A 22,110-nucleotide genomic window follows, 5' to 3' on the forward strand; every position below is an offset into this window, starting at 1 on the left:
AAAACCTGTCAGGTTTGACAGGTTACCCAAGTTCATTTTGTCGTTACTTTGTTCCTGCCCAGGCATTTTTCCAATGCCCCCTTCTGGCAGGAGATCCAAAGTCATGGCCGACACCCCCTCCCTGATGAACGCCCTCATCAGTTCCGACGCCAGATTGAAGACAGACCGCAACGACTTCCCCACCGCCATGCAGCAAATGGGCTTTACGTCAGTTTTCGACATCGTCCGTCTATCCAAAGCAGCGTTCGCTCGCCAGCTCGCCCTATACAGCGACGCCAACGCCGATGTGGCCTACGACAATGCGATGAAATATGCGGCGCTCATTTCGCGCCTGTATCGGGAATACCAGACCTCTTCCGGCACGTTGCAGCAACTGGCTCAACGCAGTGGTGTGAGTTCGCTGGTTTCGCTGGGCGCTACCTATCAACGCATGTTCAATGAAAACTGGGACGAGTTCACCAAGGTCGGAGCCATTGCCGCCAACGATAGTCCGGTGGCCTACCTGACTGAACTGCGGAGATTTTCCCTGCAACTGGAAGCCACCAGTGAGGATCCCAAGCGACTGTTGATGGACCAACGCCGTCCTGACCTCAAGGACCTGTTGATCAGCCAGGAGAGCACCTTCACACCGAGACCAATGCTGGAAATTGTCACGCAGGTATTGGAAAGTCATCTGCGCACCTATCTGGATGGCAATCTTCCCGACAAAAGCAAATCCACCTATCAGGTACTGGCCGAACGGAGCTACCCCTTCGAACTGCCCTACAACTTCTATCATCACCAATGCCAACTTGGGCTCGCTGATAATAAGCCGCGTCTGGGCGAGTTGAATTACCGGGCCAGTCTGTTGCTACCGATCAAACAGGTGGCAATCAATGACTACGGGCAATTGCAGCAACCGGCGCTACAGGCACAACGGTTGCTGTGCGGGTTGAGCCCGCAACAGCAGCAATTGCTGCTCGCCCCCCCGGTGTTCAGCCATTTTTATCTGACCCGCAGCAATCTCATCAACGGCTGGCAAAACCCTCTCACTGCCTACCTGCGGCCACATACCACACCAAGCAGATGTTACTTGCTCCTGTCCGGGCAGCCCGACTACGTGGTCGCGACTCCGTTGGCGGACGCACCAACGAATCAAGGCGGCTCCAAAACCGTTGTCTCACTGACCTTTCGTAAAGACGACAAGACCGTGCCTGCCAGTATCGATCTGAGCTCTAACGTGCCGGACCTCACAGGGACTGGCTGGCTGATAAATCGTCTGCACGCTGCGATAGATAAACCCATCGTTGTGCATTTCCAGGCTGCCACCCTTCCCACGCCGACCGAGCAGGAATACACAGCCAGATTCGATCTGATCACCGCCACCGGGACGGTGGAGCAACCGGTCCGTCTGGCCAGACAGCGCTTCGCCTTTACGCTGGATGAGCAGTACCGCCTGACGACGACAGAAAAGAACTTTTTCAAAGGCGCCTACGGTGTCGAAGTCACCAGCGATGCGCCTGTGCAGCAATTGACCCTGTTGACCGACTTCATGCAGCACACTGGCCTCACCGCTGAACAGGTCGAGCAACTTGTGGCCCGCCGCAGCTTTGCAGTGCGATTGTCGCCCAATTGTCCATACCTGCAGCCGACCCCGAACAGGATTGACCTGCTGACCGGGTCTTTTCCAAATCACTACGGTGCCTGCTACGTCAATGGCATCGGTCCCGGTGCTGAACTGTCCGACAACGCGCCGGAACCGGCCCCGGAAACAGACCTGAGCGATGAGTCAGACCACGCCATAGGACTGGAGCGGATAGCGTCGGGTGACAACACACAATGGCGTCTGACCAAAACCTCACTTGATCGTCTCGATCGTCTTCAGCGGATGATCCGCCTGCAACGCTGGAGCGGCATTCCTTTCGCCAGGCTCGACACGTTGATCTGCAGTGCCATCCGCGCCGAGGGCGAATCAAACCTGGGCATGGAACTCAACGCAAACACCCTGCGTGCGCTGGGCGTCTATCGCTACCTGAACCAGCGCTACAGCATCGAACCTGAAGAGTTCGCGGCGCTGCTGCACGACCTCAGCCCCTATGCCAGCGGCAAGGACGAGGTGCCGTTGTTCGATCAAGTGTTCAACCATGTGCAACTGTTCGACACACCGCTGATTCTTGATCAAACACCCATCGATTTGACCACCCTCGATGCCGCGACGCAGAAAACCCTGCTGCAACTCTGTGCCGGGCTCGGTGTGCAACCCACCGAAGACTCTTTGCTGTTGATTGCCCGTCAGACCGAAAAGCACGTGGGCGCGCTCAAGCGTGACTTGCCTACCGTTTCCTCGTTGTACCGCCAGGCGCGGATAGCCCGGTTGTTCGGTCACTCGGTCGAAGAACTGCTGGCGTTGGCGGGACTTCTCGGAGGCTCGTCTTACAAAACCGCACTGGCCAGCGGCCGCTTGAGTGCAACGACCGCGGATGCGAATCCGGACATCCTCGATGTGCTGATGCAACTGGATTGGGCCTTCGACTGGCTCAAAGACAGTCAGCAGACCGTGACGCAGGTATTGCAACGCCTGGGCATCGATGCCCCGCCAAATCCCGAAGAGCAGGAAAATGATCAGCAGATCAGATTGGCTGAGCAAGCTCCCCTGCCCGATGAGTTGCGGGCGCGTCTGACCACGCTGCAGAGTGATACGCGCCGCAGCCTGGCGACCGAGGCGCAAGTCAATGCGCTGGGTCTGCCACTGCAAGAGGATGGCAAACGCAAGCGAGGAGAAATCAACTGGTTTCAGTTGCTGATCGAACACCATCTGATCACTGCTGACGGCCTGCTGTCTGGCCTTGATCGCACACTGACCCTGACAGATGAACCCGTTGCCTGGTTACAGGCCGATGTCGCGCAAGCGCTCAAAGGTCTAGGGCTGGCCCAACCTGTCAAAGATGCTTGCGCAGACAGACTCGTCAAGTTCCTGCTCGATGTGCATGACCGTCAGGCCCAGTTGCTCGAAGGGCTTTTCCAGGAAACCGCGAAACTCGCGCCGGATTGCTGCCGGGCGGTCATTCACTGGGCGTGGGCCACGCCCTATAGCATTTTGCAGCAAGCACTCAAGACCCCGCTGCCCCAAGCGTTGATCGAGGATTATCAACGGGTGGCTCGCCACGCCGAGATCGCCAGAGAGCTGCGTTTGAGCAATAGCGCTCTGCGCCTGTTTGCAATCAATCCGATGTGGCTGGGTGGCGCGGCATACGAGGAAGGCAGTAACAGCATGCCTTCGCTTTCCGATCTCTATCTGCTTGAACGCTTCAGTCATTGGTTCCACAGCCAGAGCCAGTCCGAAGACCATGTCCTGAGTTATTTCAGCTGCGCCAATCCAGCCAAGGCCCAATTGAAAAACAAGGCCCTGCGCCAGCTCGCCAGCGAAACGGCCGATGCTGCCCTTGCTCGTTTGCTGAACTGGCCGCAGGCGCAAGTTGCCGAGCTGACCAGCTCGCTCCCCGATAAACGCGCCACCTCGATGGCTCAAGTCGACTGGGTCCGTCGTTGCCAGGCCGCTTGTCAGGCCAGCGGCTTGGCCGCCAAAACCCTATTGCAAGCCACCGCGCTGGGCGAACAAAGCGATCTGCTGGCCTGGAAAGCCGTCGGTGAGGGAGTCATGGCCGCCCACTCTAACGCCGCCCCATCACGTGACAATGGTTGAGGAACGATCATGACGACTGCCTTCGATGCGCCGCTTAACGAAGCACTGCGTGACGCGATGCTCGCCCTGTATCTGCACGAAGCAATACCCAGCGATCCCTACCTGATCGAGCAAGGGCTGGCTCAAACGATCAAGACCGCCAACGACCTTTATGAATTCTGGTTGCTGGATGTACTGGTCAGCCAGGATGTCCCGACCAGTCCGGTGGCCTGCGCCATTGCCAGCTACCAACAGCAAATCAACAGCATGATGCTGAACCTGGAGCCCGGTTACAGCGATGACAGCTTTACGCCTTTGCAAACCAGCACCTGGCGCGACGGCCTCAATCGCTACTCGATCTGGCCCGCCCTCCAGCAGTTGCGCACGTTCCCGGACATCTATCTGGACCCGACCCTGCGCCTGACCAAGAGCGCCAGTTTCGAGCAACTGGAGAATGACCTCAACCAGGCGCAGATTCAGCCCGAAACAGTACAAACCGCAGTGCTGGCTTACCTTGCCAGGTTCGAAGAAATTGCCAACCTGAAAATCTGCAATGGCTACATTGACGGAGAAGATTTTGCCAACAGTACTTATTATTTCATCGGCAAATCCCCTGCCGAAAATGCTTATTACTGGCGCTCACTGGACATGTCGCAGCGCGCGGTCAAAGCGCCCGCGAGTGCAGCAGGCGAAACCCCGGTCAAATATGACAAGCCGCTGCCCAATGCCTGGTCGGATTGGCAAAAAGCCAACGTGCCCATTTCGGAAAAGGCGCTGGAACACACCATTCGCCCGTGCTGGTTCAACAATCGTCTGTTCGTGATCTGGGCCGAGCTGGAGCTTCAGGATGCGGACGCCATGCAGGCCCCCGTTGACGGCAAGGCCGACCAGAGCGTCAAGGTCAATCCCAGGTTCCGCCTATATGCCAGCTACAAGAAATATGACGAGACCTGGAGTACGCCGCGGGTTTACATCGAGAGTTACTGCCAGACCAAAGCGCTGATCGAAAAACCGCAGGAAGAAATTGCGGAGCAAACCCAGACCATTGCGGTGTATGACCACTCGACGTCACCTGAGTCGATGGTGCTCATGCTGTATTCGAACTATCAGGGCGTCCCTTCCGAGATTCCGGGCGATGCAGATACCTATGATTTTCTGCGAACGGTACAGATAGACAAGAACTTCAATGTTACAAGGCTGCCACCGTCATTCGGCATGGCGCCGGAGGTCAGACCGGCCTCACCTCCCTCCGTCGAGGTCCTCAAGAACGGCGAAGCCCACGTGAGGCTGATCGGCAATATTTTCGCCAATGGCAACGCTGGTCGGTTCCAATACTGGCTTCCCTCCGGCACGCCAATGTTTGGTGCAGTGGAGTACCAGACACCGGATAGCGAAAAGACCACCTGGGATTATCAGGGGTGGCAGTCGCGAATCGAGACCAGCGTGAAAGACGTCGACTTTGTCTATAACCGGGCGGCGTCCAATATCGAGTTGACCGCAAGACTGGCGGCAGGATTCAACAACCTCCTGATTTTCAAACTTTCCGTCTTCGACAAACACGACGAAAACAAGGAGCTCATCAAAGTTACGCTGGTGTTCGATCCTTCGGAAAATCACCTTGAAGTTCCGCTACTTCCAGGCTCCATCATTGAACCTGTTGGTACCGACTTCATGGATGTCGCAGATACGGCATTCTGTTTCAAGGGGTACCCTGATCGGCTGCGTAGCTTGATCGCCGACCCTGTCGGGAATCCGACTGAATTTACGGTACCCGCCACCAAGCAAGGAGAAACGGCGTGCCTTGCAGGTAAACATGCAAATCGAAGGGTGCTCTATGAACTGATCGGCTCCAGCATGGTTTTGTTTACGTCCTTTTGGCGTTCTACCACCGATCACAATGAAATCGATCTTCATCCTTCAGCAGGGCGCTATAACAGCAGCGTGGGCTACCAGTTTTTCATCGCACACCCGCTGAATGTTCTGTCAACAAAGCCGCCTGAAACATTCAGCGCAATGCGCAAGCTGGCGTCTACAGCCATCGTCAATAGCCTGTCGAAGGACTCCTCGCTGACTTATTCGTTTTCGGTCGATCAATCCACCCTCCAGCCCGACGGCTGGCCAGTGGAGTGGCCTGAGGATCCAAAGGAACTGAAAATCCCGCTGATCTATGGTGTTCTGGTTTATCACGCAGGCTCCTTGGCAACCACGCTGATTGGCGGAGCACTCAAGGCGCTGACCGTTGAATGGGCAGAAGTGCCTCCCTCAAACTTGCAAATAGCGCCCAGCATCAACAGCATGATCGACCCGTCTCTGGGGGACAGCCCTTCTTTGGGCAAGGCGCAATTCATTGACTTCAGCGGCTCCGGCATCGAGTTGAGCGACGGGCAGGAACCCGAAGGATCACGTCGGGCCGCTGTGCGCATGAACACCACCTTCGCCCGGCAACTGATCAACCTTGCCGAAAGCGGCATGGAACCTCTGCTGAGCTGGGAAACCCAGACCCAGCACACAGAACCACCTATCCCGGACGGTCAGGGGTCGCAAGCCATGGATTTCTCGGGCGCTTACTACCTGTATTTCCTGGAACTGTTCCTGTACCTGCCCTGGCTGGTGGCCTACCGCTTGAACGAAGAGCAGCAGTACGACGAAGCGAAACAGTGGCTTGCGTATCTGTTTGACCCGACACGACAAAGCGCGGACCCGGGACACCCCGGTTACTGGCAGGCCGTACCGTTGGAAGAGCCGGTATGGCCCGGTCCGGTCGACCCCAGCCTGGCCATTCTGTACCCGGACGATCCGCATCAGATTGCCTTGAGTTTTCCGGTGCACTTTCGCAAGGCGCTGTGGAAACTGTTTATCGAGATCGAAAGCCGCCAGGCTGATCTGGCGTATGCAGAGTTGACGCCGGACGGCCTGGCTGAAGCCAAGATGCGCTACGTCCACATCATGGATCTGCTGGGACCGCGCCCGGATGTACGCCAGATCGACGAATGGTTGCCGCTCACGCTCGACGAATTGAGTTCGTCGAAGAATGTGCAACTGCGTCAATTCGAACAGCGCCTGATCAGCGCGCACCGGCAGCTGCAACAACAGCCACCTTTGCGCATCGGCAGGGCCCCGGCTTCGCAGCCTGCACCACTATTGTGTCTGCGGCCTGACGGCCATGACCCGCTACTGGCGAGCGCGGACACTGAGTATTTCCGTCGGCCCTTCAACCCCGAACTGATCATGCACTGGGATCGAGCCGAAAGCCGCTTGTTTAACCTGCGACATAACCTCGATATGGCCGGCGCTCCGCTGAACCTGCCGTTATTCGCCACGCCGCTGGATCCGCGCGCACTGCTCGCCGCTTGGGGCCAAGGCTTGTCCGGGGCAGCACTCAGCCGCTTGTTGAACCCGCAGATTCCCCATTGTCGCTTCAGTTTCATGTTCGCACTCGCGCAGAACGCGGTGGACAGCGTGATCGCGTTCGGCGCCACGCTACTGTCGCTGATCGAACGCAAGGAGCAGGCGCAGTACCTGGAACTGCAACAGCAGCAGGCGTGGAACCTCGCGGAGATGGCGGTGCAAATACAGGTTCAGGCCGAGAAGATTGATGAAAAAAACAAGGAGGCGTTGCTGGCGAGTCAGGACACCATTCTGGACCGAGTGAGTTATTACGAGAAATTGCTGAAAGACGGTGTCAGCACCTTGGAAATCGGCGCGGGAGCTTCTTACCTGCTGGGAAGTCTCGGCCAGACCGGAGCGACGATTGCCCACGGAATCGGCCAGGCAATGACTGTAGCGCCGAACATATTTGGCATGGCGGCCGGTGGCGCACGCCTGGAAGGTGCTGCCAACGGCTTCGCGGCCCATATGCAAGCGTTTTCACACGTTGCGTATGGCGCAAGCCAAACCATGGATCGCATCGAACAATACCGGCGCCGCGCCCAGGAATGGACCCAGGCCCGCGACCAGGCAAAACTCGAAGCCGAGCAAATCAAGGCCCAGCTTGCCGTCTCCGACGAACAACACAAAGCCACGCAACTGCAACTGCGCCAGGCGCGAGCAGCACTCAACCAGGCCAAGGCCACCCACGATTTCCTGCTGAGCAGCAATCGTTTCAGCCGATCACAGACCTACGACTGGCTCAACAGCAAATTCGCCGGTTTCTACCATACCGCCTTCACCAACGCACAATCGCTATGCCAGGCCGCTGAGGCCTGCTGGCAATACGAAATGGGCGATTTCACCCGAACCTTTGTCCATCCCGGCGCGTGGAATGCCACGTACCGCGGCCTCGGTGCCGGGGAAGAGTTGAAGATGAGCCTGCAACAGATGTACAGCCAGTACGTGCAGCACAACCGCCGCGATCTGGAAATCAGGAAAACCGTGTCACTGAAGGATTTGACCGGCAAGGACCCGAGTTCAACCATCAATAAACCGTGGGCACAGATCAAGCAATCGCTGATCGACAACGGCACGTGTGAATTGGAACTGACTCAGCAAATGTTCGACGATGATTACGCCGGGCAAAATCATTACCTGCGCCGGATCAAGACTATAAGCGTGACGCTACCGGCCGTGCTTGGGCCTTATCAAGATATTCGAGCGGTGCTGAAACAGACCTACAGCAAAGTTGAAATGGCCCCCACGGTCGGCAGCAGCGTCAAAGAAAACCTGCGATCCAGTCAACAGATCGCCCTGTCGAGTTCGCTGGAAGACAACGGCATGTTTCAGCTCAACTTCCAGGACGAACGCTATCTGCCATTCGAATACACCGGCGCGATTTCACGCTGGATCCTGACGTTTCCCAAGGGTCAGGAGCACATACTCCAGCGCTTGCCCGACATCATCCTGCATGTGTGCTACACCGCGAGATGCGAAGGCGGTTCGCTATGAACGAACAGCCGCCGCCGCAACAGTCGACAATGCAGATCAACACACCGAGCCTGCCCAAGGGCGGCGGCGCCATCCAGAGTATTGGCAAGGGATCGGCCGGCGTGGGTACCAAAGGCACTGCGTCGCTGGAACTGTCGTTGCCGATTTCCACCGGACGCGGTTTTGCCCCGCCATTGGGTCTGGGCTATAGCAGTGGCACGGGCAACAGTTCCTGCGGGATTGGCTGGCAGTTGACGGTTGACGCGGTGACCCTGCGCACGGTCAATGGCGTGCCGACTTATGACGGCACTGACCAGGTCGTGGGGCCTGACGGTGATGTATGGCTGCCCGAGCGCAATGAAAGCACCGGTGAATTGATCTTCCGCACTACTGAGCAATACAACGGCTTGCCCCTGACGACAGCGTATGACGTCGTTCGCCACTGGCCACGGGTCGAGGGTGCATTCGCCTTGATCGAACATTGGTCGAACGAGACCGACAAAGCCGGTTTCTGGCTGATTCACGGTGCCGACGGCAGCCTGCATATCTATGGCACCACCGCCAATTCACGCCGGGCCGACCCTGCCGACCCGCAGCGCGTCGGCGTCTGGATGATCGACGAAAGCCTCAATACCCGCGGCGAACACATCATCTACGAATACAAGGCGGAAACCGAACTGCCAGTCGCTCCGCAGTATCGCGACTATCGCGCTCAGCGCTATCTCAAACGCGTGTGTTATGGCAACGAAAAAGCCTCAGCGCACCTGTATGCCTGGGACAGCGGTAGCCGGGAAAAACAGTTGTGGCACTTTCAACTGGTGTTCGACTATGGCGAACGCAGCAGCGATCTGGAACAAGTGCCAACGTTTGAAGAGCAACAGCCATGGGCCGAGCGCAGCGACCCTTACTGGATCTACGCCTACGGTTTCGAGCTGGGCAACCGACGCCTGTGTCGACAAGTGCTGATGTTTCATCACTTCCCCAAAGAGTTGGGTGACCATCCGGTTCTGGTGCAGCGCCTGCTCCTGCAATATCGCCTCAGCCCACTGGGTTACAGCCATCTGAGCGCGGCGCATCAGCAGGCCTATGACGGCCTCGGCCAGATCGAAAGCCGACCGCCCATGGAGTTCAGCTACAACACGTTCGACCTCGCCCCGCAGCCGCAAGGCTGGAAAGAATTCACGGCCATGCCCGGCCTCGACGATGGTCATCAATATCAGTTGGTTGACCTGTACGGTGAGGGCCTGGCGGGTGTGCTCTGCCGTTATGACCACGGCTGGTATTACCGCGAGCCGTTGCGCGCAGAGACCGGCAGCGATCAGGTCGAGTACAGCGAGTGGAAACTTCTTGAAGGCGTGCCGATGTCCGACGCCGGCAAACCCGTGCATCAGTCGCTTACCGATCTGACCGGCGACGGCAAGCTCGACTGGGTGCTCGCCGCGCCGGGCATGTGCGGATTTTTCACCCTCGACCCAGATCGCAACTGGTCAGGGTTCGTGCCCTTCGATGCATTTCCCGGCGAATTTTCCCACCCGATGGCGCAGATCGCCGACTTGCTGGGTGACGGCCTGAGCGACCTGACGCTGGTCGGCCCGCGCAGCGTGCGTTTGTATGCCAATCGTCGCGCGGCTGGCTTCGCCGAGGCCGTCGACGTGCCGCATGCGGAAAAAACCGCCGCAGGCGATGATGATGAGCTGCCTGTGCTGAGCAATACACCGAGCGAAATCGTTGCATTCGCCGATCTCATCGGCAGCGGTCAGCAACATCTGGTGCGGATCCGTCATAACGAAGTCAAGTGCTGGCCGAATTTGGGACATGGTCGTTTCGGCAAAGGCTTTGTGCTGTGCACCCTGCCCTTTGCCTACGATGAATTCAACGCCTCACGGGTCTTGCTGGCGGATCTCGACGGCTCGGGTGCGGCTGACCTGATCTACATGGAAGCCGAGCGCCTGCGTATTTTCATGAACCATGCCGGCAGCGGTTTCGCCCAGACATCCATTGATCTTCCCTGGCCTGAGGGCCTCGCCCATGACGCGCTCTGGCAGGTCACCAGCGCAGATCTGCAAGGCCTGGGCTGCTCGAGCCTGGTGGTGACATTGCCGCACATGTCGCCCAGACACTGGCGTTACGATTTCGTCGACGCCAAACCCTATCTCCTCAACAGAAGCTGCAACAACATGGGTTGCAGCGCCAGCGTGAATTACCGCAGTTCGGCGCAGGAATGGCTGGATGAAAAACGTGAGCAACAGGCAGCCGGTGTTGAAAATCCAGTGTCCGGTCTACCAATGGCCATGCACCTGGTACACGAGCAAATCCAAAATGATGAGATCACCGGCAACGCACTGACACAGCTCTTCAGCTATCGCGGCGGTTATTACGACCGTTTCGAGCGCGAATTCCGTGGTTTTCGCCTGCTACTGCAAAGCGACACCGAAGCGTCAGCAACCGAGTTCACCGCGCCGATTCTCAGCAAGACCTGGTTTCACACAGGCGAAACCATCGACCCGTCAAGAACCGGTTATTACAGCCGTGACGATGATGCGGTCGATCTCAAACCCACACTGCTGCAGCTCTATCACTTCAATGATCGCATCGCGCAACCTTTCACCGAAGCCGATGAGGAGACTGCGCGAGAGATCGCCCGCACCCTGAGCGGCCGAGTAATGCGCTCGGAAGTGTTCGCCGCCGGTGACGACGCGGCGACCGCAGTCCCCTATGTGGTCCAGGAACATCGCTATGGTGCACGGGTGCTGCGCCCCAAAGGCAAGTACCAGCCTTATGCAGTGATCTTGCCCCTGGACGCGGAATCCATCAGTTATCAGTACGAACCGGCAATTGCCGACGATCCGATGTGCCAGCACCAGTTGAATCTGGAATGGGACCCCTACGGCCGTGTGGTGCATGCTTTCACGGTGAACTACGCGCGACGCAAAACCAGCAGCGATGCGCCGCCGTTCACTGAAGAGCATCAGCAGAACTGGTGGAAGGATGCTCATGACGATGCGCAACAAAAATGGTACCTGACGCAGCTCCGGTCAGAATCGATTCATTTGCCCAATGACGAGGCCTGGCGCCTTGGATTGCCCTGCCGCTTGCGCAGCAATTCGCTGGTGCTGGAAAAAGCGGCGCTGAGTGCCGCAACGATCCACCATGAACATATTTTGCTAATGGCCCGCGAGGATGGCGAATGGGCGCAGCAAGCAGTGTTGTCTGCATTGACGCTGCAGCGCTACATCGACCCTCGCAGCGGTGCAACGCTGGATCCGGGCGCCGCGACTTTCGAGGGTTTGCCCGCCTACATGGAGACGGCCGAACTGGACGCCGTCGCCCTCAGCGCATATGACAAACTCGAGGTCGATGGCCAATTACCCTTCAACCTGAAAGAGAAACTCGAATCGCAGGAGGTCGGTTACCACATCATGCCGCTGTTTCTGCCCGAGCAAGACCACGGTCCGATCGATGATCCTGACGATGCGAAGAACTATCTGTGGTCAGTGCACAGAGGTTTCTCCACTTACCACACGCTAGACGGCTTTCATAACGTGCAGAAATACCGTGAAACCCGCAGTCACGGCGAAACCCTGATTACCTATGACGCGTATTGGTGTGTGACAACCGCCGTGACCTTACCGGACGGCTGCACTACCCGCAGCCTCGACGTGGATTACCGCACCTTCCTCCCTGCGGCCATTGAAGATGCCAACCGCAACCTGCAGGAAGCGCGCTACAACGCTTTCGGCGAGCCGCTGGTGAGCAGTTTCCACGGCACCGAACTTGGAGAACCGGTGGGTTTTGACCCGCTGCAAACCTACGTCCCGCCGGCAGACCGCGACCCGGCCATTGCCATCGCCGATCCGAAACAAGCCATTGGCAACTTCGCCCATGCCGCTTTCTGGGATACGTTCAGTTGGATGGGTTGCATCTCCCGCACGTCCTCACGCTCCCAAGAGTGGTGGGACTGGGCGAAAAGCCAAGGCTACATTCTGCCCGAAGGACACATTTGCGATCGCGCCCGACAGTACCTTGCCGCTATGGAAAATCCCGATCTGAATGAAACCGAACTCCAGCAGCAAATCGATAATGCACAGCGTGAGCCCGTGTATGCCGTCTCTCTGGTGGCCGACCGCTATCCGCTTGATCCCGATCTGCAAGTGCGAGTCAGCATTGCTTGCCTGGACGGTTTCGGCCGCACTCTGCAAACCAAACATGAGGTCCCCCCGGGCGTGGCCTGGCAGGTCGATGACAACGGTGAGTTGGTCCTCGACGACAATGGCAAACCAATAGACGCCCAGGCCCAGCGACGCTGGCGTGTCAGCGAGCCAGTGGAATACAACAACAAAGGCCAGACTGTGCGGATTTACCGGCCCTACTTCGCCGATCAACCGCGCTACATCAATGATCGCTCGATGCGCAAGCATGCTTTTCACGACCAGCAGTTCTACGACGCGGTGGGCCGACCGACCGCAACCGTGCTGGCGAAGCAAATGCTGCAAGGCAATCCACCGACGCTCAAACACCTGCGCCGGGAAGTCTGGTACTGGATCTGGTGTAACGTCGCCTTCGACGAAAACGACCTGTTCGACCCGCCGCCGGAACAACGGCGACGCAACTGGTGGACAGGAAGGTGAGCAAGCATGCGCAGACACCGCATCTTAGCGTCACTGATGCCCGAGGCTTACCGGTGCGGCAGGTTGCCTACTGGCGCGAAGATGGCAGCGAATCTGAAGCGCGCATCACCGCGGTTCAGCATGACGTTGACGGGCGACGGGTGGCGCAGCGCGATCCACGATTGTTCGCCGACGCATCAGCCCCCGCCAATCTCAGGACGGTTTACTCACTGACCGGTCAGGTGCTGATCACGCTCAGCGTCGATGCCGGATGGCACGTCAGTCTGTGGGGCGAGGCGCGTCAACCGCTGCACGGTTGGGATGGCCGGGGTAGCGTGCGCAGCATCGAGTATGACGAACAGCTGCGACCACTGGCTGTGTTCGAACACGCCGATGACGGAGAACCTTTGTGCACGGAGCGATATGGTTATGCCGGCAGCAATCCGACATTTGCCACGCGGAATCAGTGCGGACAGATCATCCGCCTCGATGATCCGGCCGGCACGCAGTTGTTCGAACAGTTCGGATTGACCGGTGGAATCATCGCTCAGTCTCGACGCTTTCTGCGCTCACTCGACCCTCCTGACTGGCCGGTATCGCTCAGCGAGCGTGACAAATTGCTCGAAGACGCGCCTGCCGCCACGAGCTACTCGCGTTTCAACCCGCTCTCGGAAACCATCGAACAAATCGACGCCAGAGGACACCGACAGCTTTTCAGCCAGACCCTAGACGGCCAGTTGCGAGACGTTCGACTGCAATTGAAGGGCATCGCGCCGAAAACCCTGGTCGGCGCCATCCAGTACGATGCCCAAGGACATACCCTTCGGGAAACCGCTGACAACGGAGTGATCACCACATTGGACTACGCCGCCGAGGATGGCAGGCTGATCAGCCTGCAAAGCCAGCGCGGCAATGACATCCTGCAAGACCTGCGTTATGTCTACGACCCGGTAGGCAACGTGCTGAGTATTGAAGACGCCGCCCTCCCGATTCGATACTTTGCCAACCAGCGCATCGAACCGGTCAACCGCTACCGTTATGACAGTCTCGATCAGTTGATCGAGGCCACGGGTTGGGAGGCCGGTCAGACATCGAAGCTTTCACTGGCAGATCCTGCAGCGATCGCCAATTACACCCAGACCTACCACTATGACTGCGGTGGCAATTTGCTCAAATTGATCCACGACGGCCCACAAGGCCACGGTCACCGCCTGGTCGCCGCCAAGCACAGTAACCGCTGCTTGCCGGTGCGCGATGGCATGGACCCGGGCGAGGAAGATTTGCGCAACGGCTTCGATGCCAATGGCAATCTGCTTGGCCTGCAACCAGGACAGACTTTCAACTGGGACTTGCGTAACCGATTGCGTGAAGTCCGGCTGGTTTTGCGTGAAGACCGTTCGGCTGATAACGAGCAATACCGATACGCCGCAGACGGCATGCGCGTGCGCAAAGTGCGGCTGATGCAGACCAACGCTAAAACGCTGATGAACGAAGTGCGTTATCTGCCGAATCTGCAAATCCGTACCCACAGTGGTACGGGAGAAATACTGCAGGTGATCAGTGTCCAGGCCGGGCGCAGCAGCGTGCAGGTGTTGCACTGGGAATCCGAACCGCCCCAAGGCATCGACAACGATCAAGCGCGTTACAGCCTCAACGACCATTTGGGTTCCTGCACCCTGGAACTCGACGCCACGGGCAAGCTCATCAGTCAGGAGCGATACCACCCTTTCGGCACCACCGCGTGGTTTGCCGGGCGTAGCGAAATCGAGACAAGCTATAAAACGCTGCGCTATTCGGGCAAAGAGCGGGATGCGACCGGGCTTTATTATTACGGGTTCAGGTATTACGTGGCGGGTTGGCAGCGATGGTTGAATCCGGATCCGTCCGGGGCGATTGATGGTCTGAATCTGTTCAGCATGGTGAAAGGCAATCCGTTGGCCTACTTCGATACTGATGGGCGAATTCGTGAAGGCGTCAATGAGGAGTACCCGACTCAAGCGACCATCGGATCTTCGCCTTCGCCGCAATCATCAACGCCATTTTCAGCAAACTCTGTCATTAACGAAAGCACGAGATTTGGATTTTCTGATACACCACCATTGTCTCCAGAAGTAGCGAGCGCAAGCCACTCCATCGAAGTGTTGATGGAGAAAGTGCAATTGACCGATTCTTCGCTGAAGAACAAGCCAACGTCGATTGCCGATGATATTGGTGGTCGCCCTGCTATAGGCGGCGGGGGCGAAGGAGAAATATACGAAAGCGCCGACGGAAAACATGTCTATAAAAAGTTCAGAGGAGCCGACAAGCGAAACAGTATTCCGGGGTATGTAAAAACCGAAGCCGAGGGTTTCAATGCTTACTATGGAGCAGGCTCGGCGACGGCACTTATTGAAGACAATCAGAGTTACCTCAAGATGATAAAACTCGATGGCATCCCCCTCGGCGACATCAAGAAAGGTTCCATTCCGGCAAGCGGCGCCAATGCACTTTTGGAGATGTTTGATGAAATGGAAGCAAAGGACCTATATCACCAGGATGTACAGGACCATAATTTCCTCTGGTCGGAGAGAGATACTAAAGTTTACCCCGTCGACATGCAGCCGTTCCCCTTTGAGCTTGCCCAGTACACGATAGACTCATACGAGCGAAGTAAAAAACAGTTGCTGACTCAATTTGCTCGCAACGTGAAACGCTGACTTCCATCCCCCCTCAAGCCCTTGAAGGGACATCGAGGTGTATGCGAAATGCGTGCATTACAATACATATGGGAGCCAGGCCGCTGTCGATTCAAGTGAAGGGGGAGAAAAGCAAACGGCACCTTCCGGTGCCGTTCGCTTCTTACATTTCCAACATCATTTACGCGCATCCGCCCAGGATTTCAGCAGTTCGCTATAGCTCACCGTTTCACCCTTCGGCTTCTCGTTAGCCAGTTTCGGCTTCGGTGCGCCCGGTTGATCGAACCAGTATTGCGCATCGCGTTCCGGGTTCATCTTCGGTGCGCAAGTGGCCTGGGCCTTGGAGCGTTCGAGGCGTTCCATGATGCGGTCCTGATCCTTGGCCAGGCCATCGAGCGCTTGTTGTGGGGTCTTCTCGCCGCTGGCGGCTTCGGCGATATGGCTCCACCACAGTTGCGCCAGACGCGGGTAGTCCGGCACGTTGGTGCCGGTCGGCGACCATTGCACGCGGGCCGGGCTGCGATAGAACTCGACCAGACCACCGAGTTTCGGCGCCAGATCGGTCATCGCCTGCGAGTTGATGTCCGACTCGCGAATAGGTGTCAGACCGACGATGGTTTTCTTCAGCGAAACAGTTTTCGAGGTCACGAACTGCGCGTACAGCCACGCCGCGAGTTTCTGTTTCTCAGGCGTGGATTTCATGAATGTCCACGACCCCACATCCTGATAGCCGAGCTTCATGCCCTCTTCCCAATACGGGCCTTTAGGCGACGGCGCCATGCGCCATTTCGGCGTGCCGTCGGCGTTGACCACCGGCAGGCCGGGTTTGGTCATGTCGGCGGTGAACGCGGTGTACCAGAAAATCTGCTGGGCGATGTTGCCCTGCGATGGCACCGGGCCGGACTCGGAGAAAGTCATGCCGGCCGCTTCCGGTGGCGCATATTTCTTCAGCCAGTCGACGTATTTGGTGGTGGCAAACACGGCCGCCGGGCCGTTGGTGTCGCCGCCACGGGTCACGCTTGAACCGACGGGATGACAGTCCTCGACGCGGATCCCCCACTCGTCCACCGGCAAGCCGTTGGGCAGTCCCTTGTCGCCGCCACCGGCCATGGAGAACCAGGCATCGGTGAAGCGCCAGCCCAGCGACGGGTCTTTCTTGCCGTAGTCCATGTGGCCGTAGACGCGTTTGCCGTCGATTTCCTTGACGTCTTCGCTGAAGAATTTGGCGATGTCTTCATAGGCCGACCAGTTCACCGGCACGCCTAATTCGTAGCCGTATTTTTCCTTGAACTTGGCTTTCAGATCGGCGCGCTCGAACCAGTCGGCGCGGAACCAGTACAGGTTGGCGAACTGCTGGTCGGGCAGTTGATAGATTTTGCCGTCCGGCGCGGTGGTGAAGGAGATGCCGATGAAGTCCTTGATGTCGAGAGTTGGCGAGGTGAAGTTCTTGCCCTCGTTGGCCATCAGGTCGGTGATCGATTCGGTCTTGCCGTAGCGAAAGTGCGTGCCGATCAGGTCGGAGTCGTTGACCCAGCCGTCGTAGATGTTCTTGTCCGACTGCATCACCGTCTGCATTTTCTCGACCACGTCGCCTTCCTGCAGCAGGTCGTGGGTGAGTTTGATCCCGGTGATTTCGCTGAAGGCCTTGGCCAGCACCTTGGACTCGTATTCGTGGGTGGTCAGGGTTTCGGAAACGACCTTGATGTCCATGCCGCGAAACGGCTCGGCGGCCTTGATGAACCACTTCAGTTCTTCAAGCTGCTGTTCGGCCGTCAGGGTCGAGGGCTTGAACTCGCTGCCGATCCATTTTTTCGCAGCATCTTCGTAGGCGTCGGCCCAGGCAGATGCGCTCAGACCGCTGAGTGCCAGCATGGCTGCCAATGAAATGCTATGTCGCAGCTTATTGTTTTTATCGAACATAGAGACCTCCTGTTTAAGTTGTGGAGCCGCGTTGCCGAACGATTCGACTAGCCCCAACGCATCACAGCCAACAGCCACACCAGGGACAACGCGGACGCCACCCAGATGCTCCAGTCGGTGACGCCGATTACCAGCAAATGCAGGTAGGCGCTGCCGAGAAGACCGATAAACAAGCGATCGCCACGGGTGGTGGCAATCGGCAGAAACCCGCGCCGCAGAATGCTCGGCGAGCGCAATTCCCAGGTGGTCATGCCCACCAGAATCAGACCGATGCCGATGAAGAACGCGGCGGTCGGTGTCGTCCAGCTCATCCATTCCATCATCAGCTCCTCAGACTCGACCGAGGGCAAAGCCCTTGGCCACGTGGTTGCGCACAAACCAGATCACCAGCATGCCCGGCAGGATGGTCAACACCCCCGCTGCTGCCAGCACGCCCCAATCGATCCCCGATGCCGACACCGTGCGCGTCATCACTGCCGCAATCGGCTTGGCGTTGACCGAGGTCAGCGTGCGCGCCAGCAGCAGTTCGACCCAGGAAAACATGAAGCAGAAAAACGCCGTGACGCCGATACCGGAGCCGATTAACGGGATGAAAATCTTCACGAAGAACTTGGGAAAACTATAGCCGTCGATGTAGGCCGTTTCGTCGATCTCCTTGGGCACGCCAGACATGAAACCTTCCAGAATCCACACCGCCAGGGGCACGTTGAACAAGCAGTGCGCCAAGGCTACGGCGATGTGCGTGTCGAACAGGCCGATCGACGAATACAACTGAAAGAACGGCAGCAAAAACACCGCCGGCGGCGCCATGCGATTGGTCAGCAGCCAGAAGAACAGGTGTTTGTCGCCGAGGAAACGATAGCGTGAAAACGCATAGGCCGCCGGTAACGCGACGCTCAGGGAAATCACCGTGTTGAGGCTGACGTAATACAGCGAGTTCAGATAGCCGGTGTACCAGCTCGGATCGGTGAAGATCACCTTGTAGTTCGCCAGCGTGAATTCCTGTGGGAAAAGCGTCAGGCCGCCGAGGATTTCGGTGTTGCTCTTGAACGACATGTTCAGCAGCCAGTAGATCGGCACCAGCAGGAACAGGATGTAGACCAGCAATGGAATAAGCTTTCTCTTGCTCATGGCCGGGCCTCAGCGGTTGGCGTCGGAGTGCGTCATGGCGGTATAGAACAGCCAGGACACCAACAGGATGATCAGGAAGTACACCAGCGAAAACGCCGCTGCCGGACCGAGGTCGAATTGCCCTACAGCCATCTGCGTCAACGTCTGACTCAAAAAGGTCGTGGCATTGCCCGGCCCGCCGCCGGTGAGCACGAACGGCTCGGTGTAGATCATGAAACTGTCCATGAAGCGCAGCATCACCGCGATCAGCAGCACGCTCTTCAGCTTGGGCAACTGAATGTGGCGGAACACCGCCCAGGCCGAGGCGCGGTCGATCCGCGCCGCCTGGTAATAGACGTCGGGAATCGCCCGCAGGCCGGAGAAACACAACAGCGCGACCAGCGAAGTCCAGTGCCAGACGTCCATCACCAGCACCGTCACCCAGGCGTCCATGGTGTTGGCCGCGTAGTTGTAGCTGATGCCCATCGCATTGAGGCTGGAACCGAGCAGGCCGATGTCCGCGCGGCCGAAAATCTGCCAGATGGTGCCGACCACGTTCCACGGAATCAGCAGCGGTATCGCCAGAATGATCAGCACCACCGAGGACCAGCGACCCTTGGTCGGCATGGTCAGCGCGACGGCGATGCCCAGCGGGATTTCGATCAGCAGCACGCAGGCGGAATAGATGAACTGGCGCAGCAGCGAGTCGTGCAGACGCGGATCAAGCAGCACTTGCTTGTACCAGTCAGCGCCAACGAAGTAGCGGCTGGACTGGTCAAAGATGTCCTGCACCGAATAGTTGACCACGGTCATCATCGGGATCACCGCACTGAACGCCACCAGCAGGAACACCGGCAACACCAGCCACCAGGCCTTGTTGTTCTGCACCTTGTTCATGGCTGCACCTCCTCGTCGCTGACTTCCAGGAGAAACTCATCGGCATAGACCATCAGCCATTGCGCCGGGAAACTGATGTAAGCCGTGCCCTGCGGCACCGGTTTGTCTTCGGCCAGACGCACCTTCAACGGTGCGCCGTCGAGGTTGAGAGTCATGATCTTGTAGGTGCCGAGGTCTTCGACGTGTACGACTTTGGCCCGCATCGCGTCGTCAAACGGCTCGTCCCACACATGAATGAACTCCGGGCGGATGCCGACCTTGAGATTTTTCCACTGGCCGTGCTCGATATGGCGCTGCAAGGCGTCGGACAACGGCAGGTGCGTCGAAGCGAAACCGACGCCGCCGGGCTGCGGCTGCACCTCGATCAGATTCATCCCCGGGCTGCCGATGAAATAGCCGACAAAGGTGTGGCTCGGCCGCTCGAACAATTCCCGTGGCGTGCCGAACTGAACGATCTGACCGCCGTACATGACCGCGATCTTGTCGGCGAACGTCGAGGCTTCCAGTTGGTCGTGGGTGACGTAGACCATGGTGATGTTGAACTGCTCGTGGATCTGCTTGAGCTTGCGCCGCAGCTTCCACTTCAGGTGCGGGTCGATCACCGTCAGCGGCTCATCGAAGAGGATTGCCGAGACGTCATCGCGCACCAGTCCACGACCCATGGAGACTTTCTGCTTTTCGTCGGCGGTGAGATTGCGCGCCTTCTTGCTCAGCAGATTCTGCAGGTCGAGCACTTCGGCAATTTCCTGCACCTTGCTGTGCACTTTCGCCTCGGCCATGCCCTGATTGCGCAACGGGAAAGCGAGGTTGTCGAACACGGTCATGGTGTCGTAGACCACCGGAAACTGGAAAACCTGGGCGATGTTGCGCTTCTCCGGCGTGAGGTCGTTGACCGCTTTGCCGTCAAACAACACGTGGCCCTGGGACGGGCTGAGCAGGCCGGAAATGATGTTGAGCAAGGTCGACTTGCCGCAACCGGACGGGCCGAGCAAAGCATAGGCGCCACCCTGCTCCCAGACGTGATCCATCTCGCGGATCGCATAATCCTCCGCGCCGCTCGGGGTTTTGCTGTAGCTGTGGGCGAGGTGCTGCAAACGGATTTCGGCCATCAGGCAACCCTCGCGACACGCCGGCCCGGTGCTTGCACCAGACGGCCCTGCGCATCGAAAACGAACAGTTTGTGGGTCGGGATATAGATGCGGATCGGCGCATCGACGTCGTATTCATGAACACCCGGCAAGTGCAGCACCAGCAGGAAATGCTCGTTGCGCACATGCAGGAAGGTTTCCGAGCCGCTGATTTCGGCGACCTCGACGGTCACGGCCAGTTCGAGATCGTCATCGTTGCTCGGCACCAGCGAGATATGACTCGGGCGTACGCCGAAGCGGAACTCACCCTCGCCCACCGGGCGCAGATCGACGTTCAACGGAAAGTGGACGAAGTTGGCGAAGCTGACTTCGTTGCCGGCAATGCGTCCCGGCATCAGGTTGATCGGCGGTTCGGAGAACAATTCAGCGGCGAGCACCGACTGCGGCTGGTGATAGACCTCGGTCGACGGGCCGCTCTGGATCACCCGGCCTTCGTGCAGGATGGTCGTGGTGCCGCCGAGGGCCAGCGCTTCGTTGGGTTCGGTGGTGGCGTAAATGGCGATGGTGTGACGGGCCTTGAACAGCTCGCGCATTTCCTGACGCAGCTCTTCGCGCAGCTTGTAGTCGAGGTTGACCAACGGCTCGTCGAAGAGGATCAGTTCAGCATCCTTGACCAGCGCGCGGGCCATGGCCGTGCGCTGTTGCTGCCCACCGGAGAGCTCCAGCGGATAGCGCTGCAAGAACTTCTCGATGCGCAGCATGCGTGCGGTTTCCTGCACCTTGCTGTGGATGATCTCTTTCGAAATACCGGCCTGGCGCAGTGGCGAGGCGATGTTCTCGAACACCGTCATGGTCGGGTAATTGATGAACTGCTGATAGACCATCGACACGTTGCGCAGCCGCACCGGGCGCTGGGTGACGTCGACGCCGTTCATCAGCACGCGGCCGCTGTCGGGCTTGTCGAGGCCGGCCATCAGGCGCATGAGGCTGGTCTTGCCGGACAGGGTGCGCCCGAGCAGAACGTTGAAGGATCCGGGTTCGAATTTCAGGCACGCATCGTCGATCCAGATCTGGCCCTCGACGGTACGGCTGACGTGCTCCAGGGTGAGTGACATGGCTCGGCCTTTTTTATTTTTGGAGTCAAGCGACCGGAGCAACAGAGCGACATTCGTGCCAGAAATGGCAAGTGGTTGATTTGCCGTGAAAATCGTTGATTACGCGAGGAAATGGCGTTCACAGCTGAACACTTTTGAACAGTCGGGGTGATTGACAATGAACAATAGTGAACAACA

Annotated in this window: 10 protein-coding genes; 4 read left to right on the top strand and 6 right to left on the bottom strand. The window is 58.1% G+C overall.

The genetic code is table 11. The annotated features are described in order from the left end of the window. The first annotated feature begins 103 nt into the window (after positions 1–103). Genes AC0Z5Z_RS10090 through AC0Z5Z_RS10105 form a run of 4 tightly spaced genes read left to right on the top strand, consistent with a single transcriptional unit; the run spans position 104 to position 15,824 of the window. Complete coding sequence (locus tag AC0Z5Z_RS10090; RefSeq protein ID WP_485611008.1) at positions 104–3,682, top strand: Tc toxin subunit A; 3,579 nt, start codon at positions 104–106, stop codon at positions 3,680–3,682. Positions 3,683–3,691: 9 nt separating this feature from the next. After that, entirely contained in the window at positions 3,692–8,542 is a 4,851-nt protein-coding gene (locus tag AC0Z5Z_RS10095) for a Tc toxin subunit A-related protein (protein WP_485611009.1), read from the top strand. Then, positions 8,539–13,149 (top strand): SpvB/TcaC N-terminal domain-containing protein, encoded by a 4,611-nt coding sequence (locus AC0Z5Z_RS10100; RefSeq protein ID WP_485611010.1) that lies wholly within the window; start codon positions 8,539–8,541, stop codon positions 13,147–13,149. Before AC0Z5Z_RS10095 ends, AC0Z5Z_RS10100 begins: the two co-directional genes overlap by 4 nt. Next, positions 13,146–15,824 carry an RHS repeat domain-containing protein gene (locus AC0Z5Z_RS10105; protein ID WP_485611011.1) on the top strand — a complete coding sequence of 893 codons (2,679 nt, stop codon included), beginning with the start codon at positions 13,146–13,148 and terminating at the stop codon, positions 15,822–15,824. The genes AC0Z5Z_RS10100 and AC0Z5Z_RS10105 overlap by 4 nt, the downstream gene beginning before the upstream one ends. 156 nt (positions 15,825–15,980) lie before the next feature. Here the strand turns inward: AC0Z5Z_RS10105 and AC0Z5Z_RS10110 are convergent, their stop codons facing one another. From AC0Z5Z_RS10110 to AC0Z5Z_RS10135, 6 genes are read right to left on the bottom strand one after another with little or no spacing between them, the layout of a single operon-like run. Further along, entirely contained in the window at positions 15,981–17,723 is a 1,743-nt protein-coding gene (locus AC0Z5Z_RS10110; RefSeq protein WP_016775286.1) for an ABC transporter substrate-binding protein, read from the bottom strand. 47 nt (positions 17,724–17,770) lie between these two features. Continuing rightward, on the bottom strand, positions 17,771–18,043 hold the full coding sequence (locus tag AC0Z5Z_RS10115; protein WP_038861868.1) for a DUF2160 domain-containing protein: 273 nt from the start codon (positions 18,041–18,043) through the stop codon (positions 17,771–17,773). Between the two features lie 10 nt (positions 18,044–18,053). Further along, a complete protein-coding gene (locus tag AC0Z5Z_RS10120; RefSeq protein ID WP_041477086.1) occupies positions 18,054–18,854 on the bottom strand; it encodes a carbohydrate ABC transporter permease in 801 nt (266 codons plus the stop codon). 9 nt (positions 18,855–18,863) lie between these two features. After that, the gene (locus AC0Z5Z_RS10125) at positions 18,864–19,730 is read right to left on the bottom strand and encodes a carbohydrate ABC transporter permease (protein WP_007912484.1); all 867 of its coding nucleotides are present in this window, start codon (positions 19,728–19,730) and stop codon (positions 18,864–18,866) included. Beyond that, complete coding sequence (locus AC0Z5Z_RS10130; RefSeq protein ID WP_485611012.1) at positions 19,727–20,839, bottom strand: ABC transporter ATP-binding protein; 1,113 nt, start codon at positions 20,837–20,839, stop codon at positions 19,727–19,729. Before AC0Z5Z_RS10130 ends, AC0Z5Z_RS10125 begins: the two co-directional genes overlap by 4 nt. After that, on the bottom strand, positions 20,839–21,933 hold the full coding sequence (locus AC0Z5Z_RS10135; RefSeq protein ID WP_016775291.1) for an ABC transporter ATP-binding protein: 1,095 nt from the start codon (positions 21,931–21,933) through the stop codon (positions 20,839–20,841). The genes AC0Z5Z_RS10130 and AC0Z5Z_RS10135 overlap by 1 nt, the downstream gene beginning before the upstream one ends. Between the last annotated feature and the right edge of the window lie 177 nt (positions 21,934–22,110).

The organism is Pseudomonas sp. 1L-E-NC-VB-C3, from assembly GCF_057291535.1.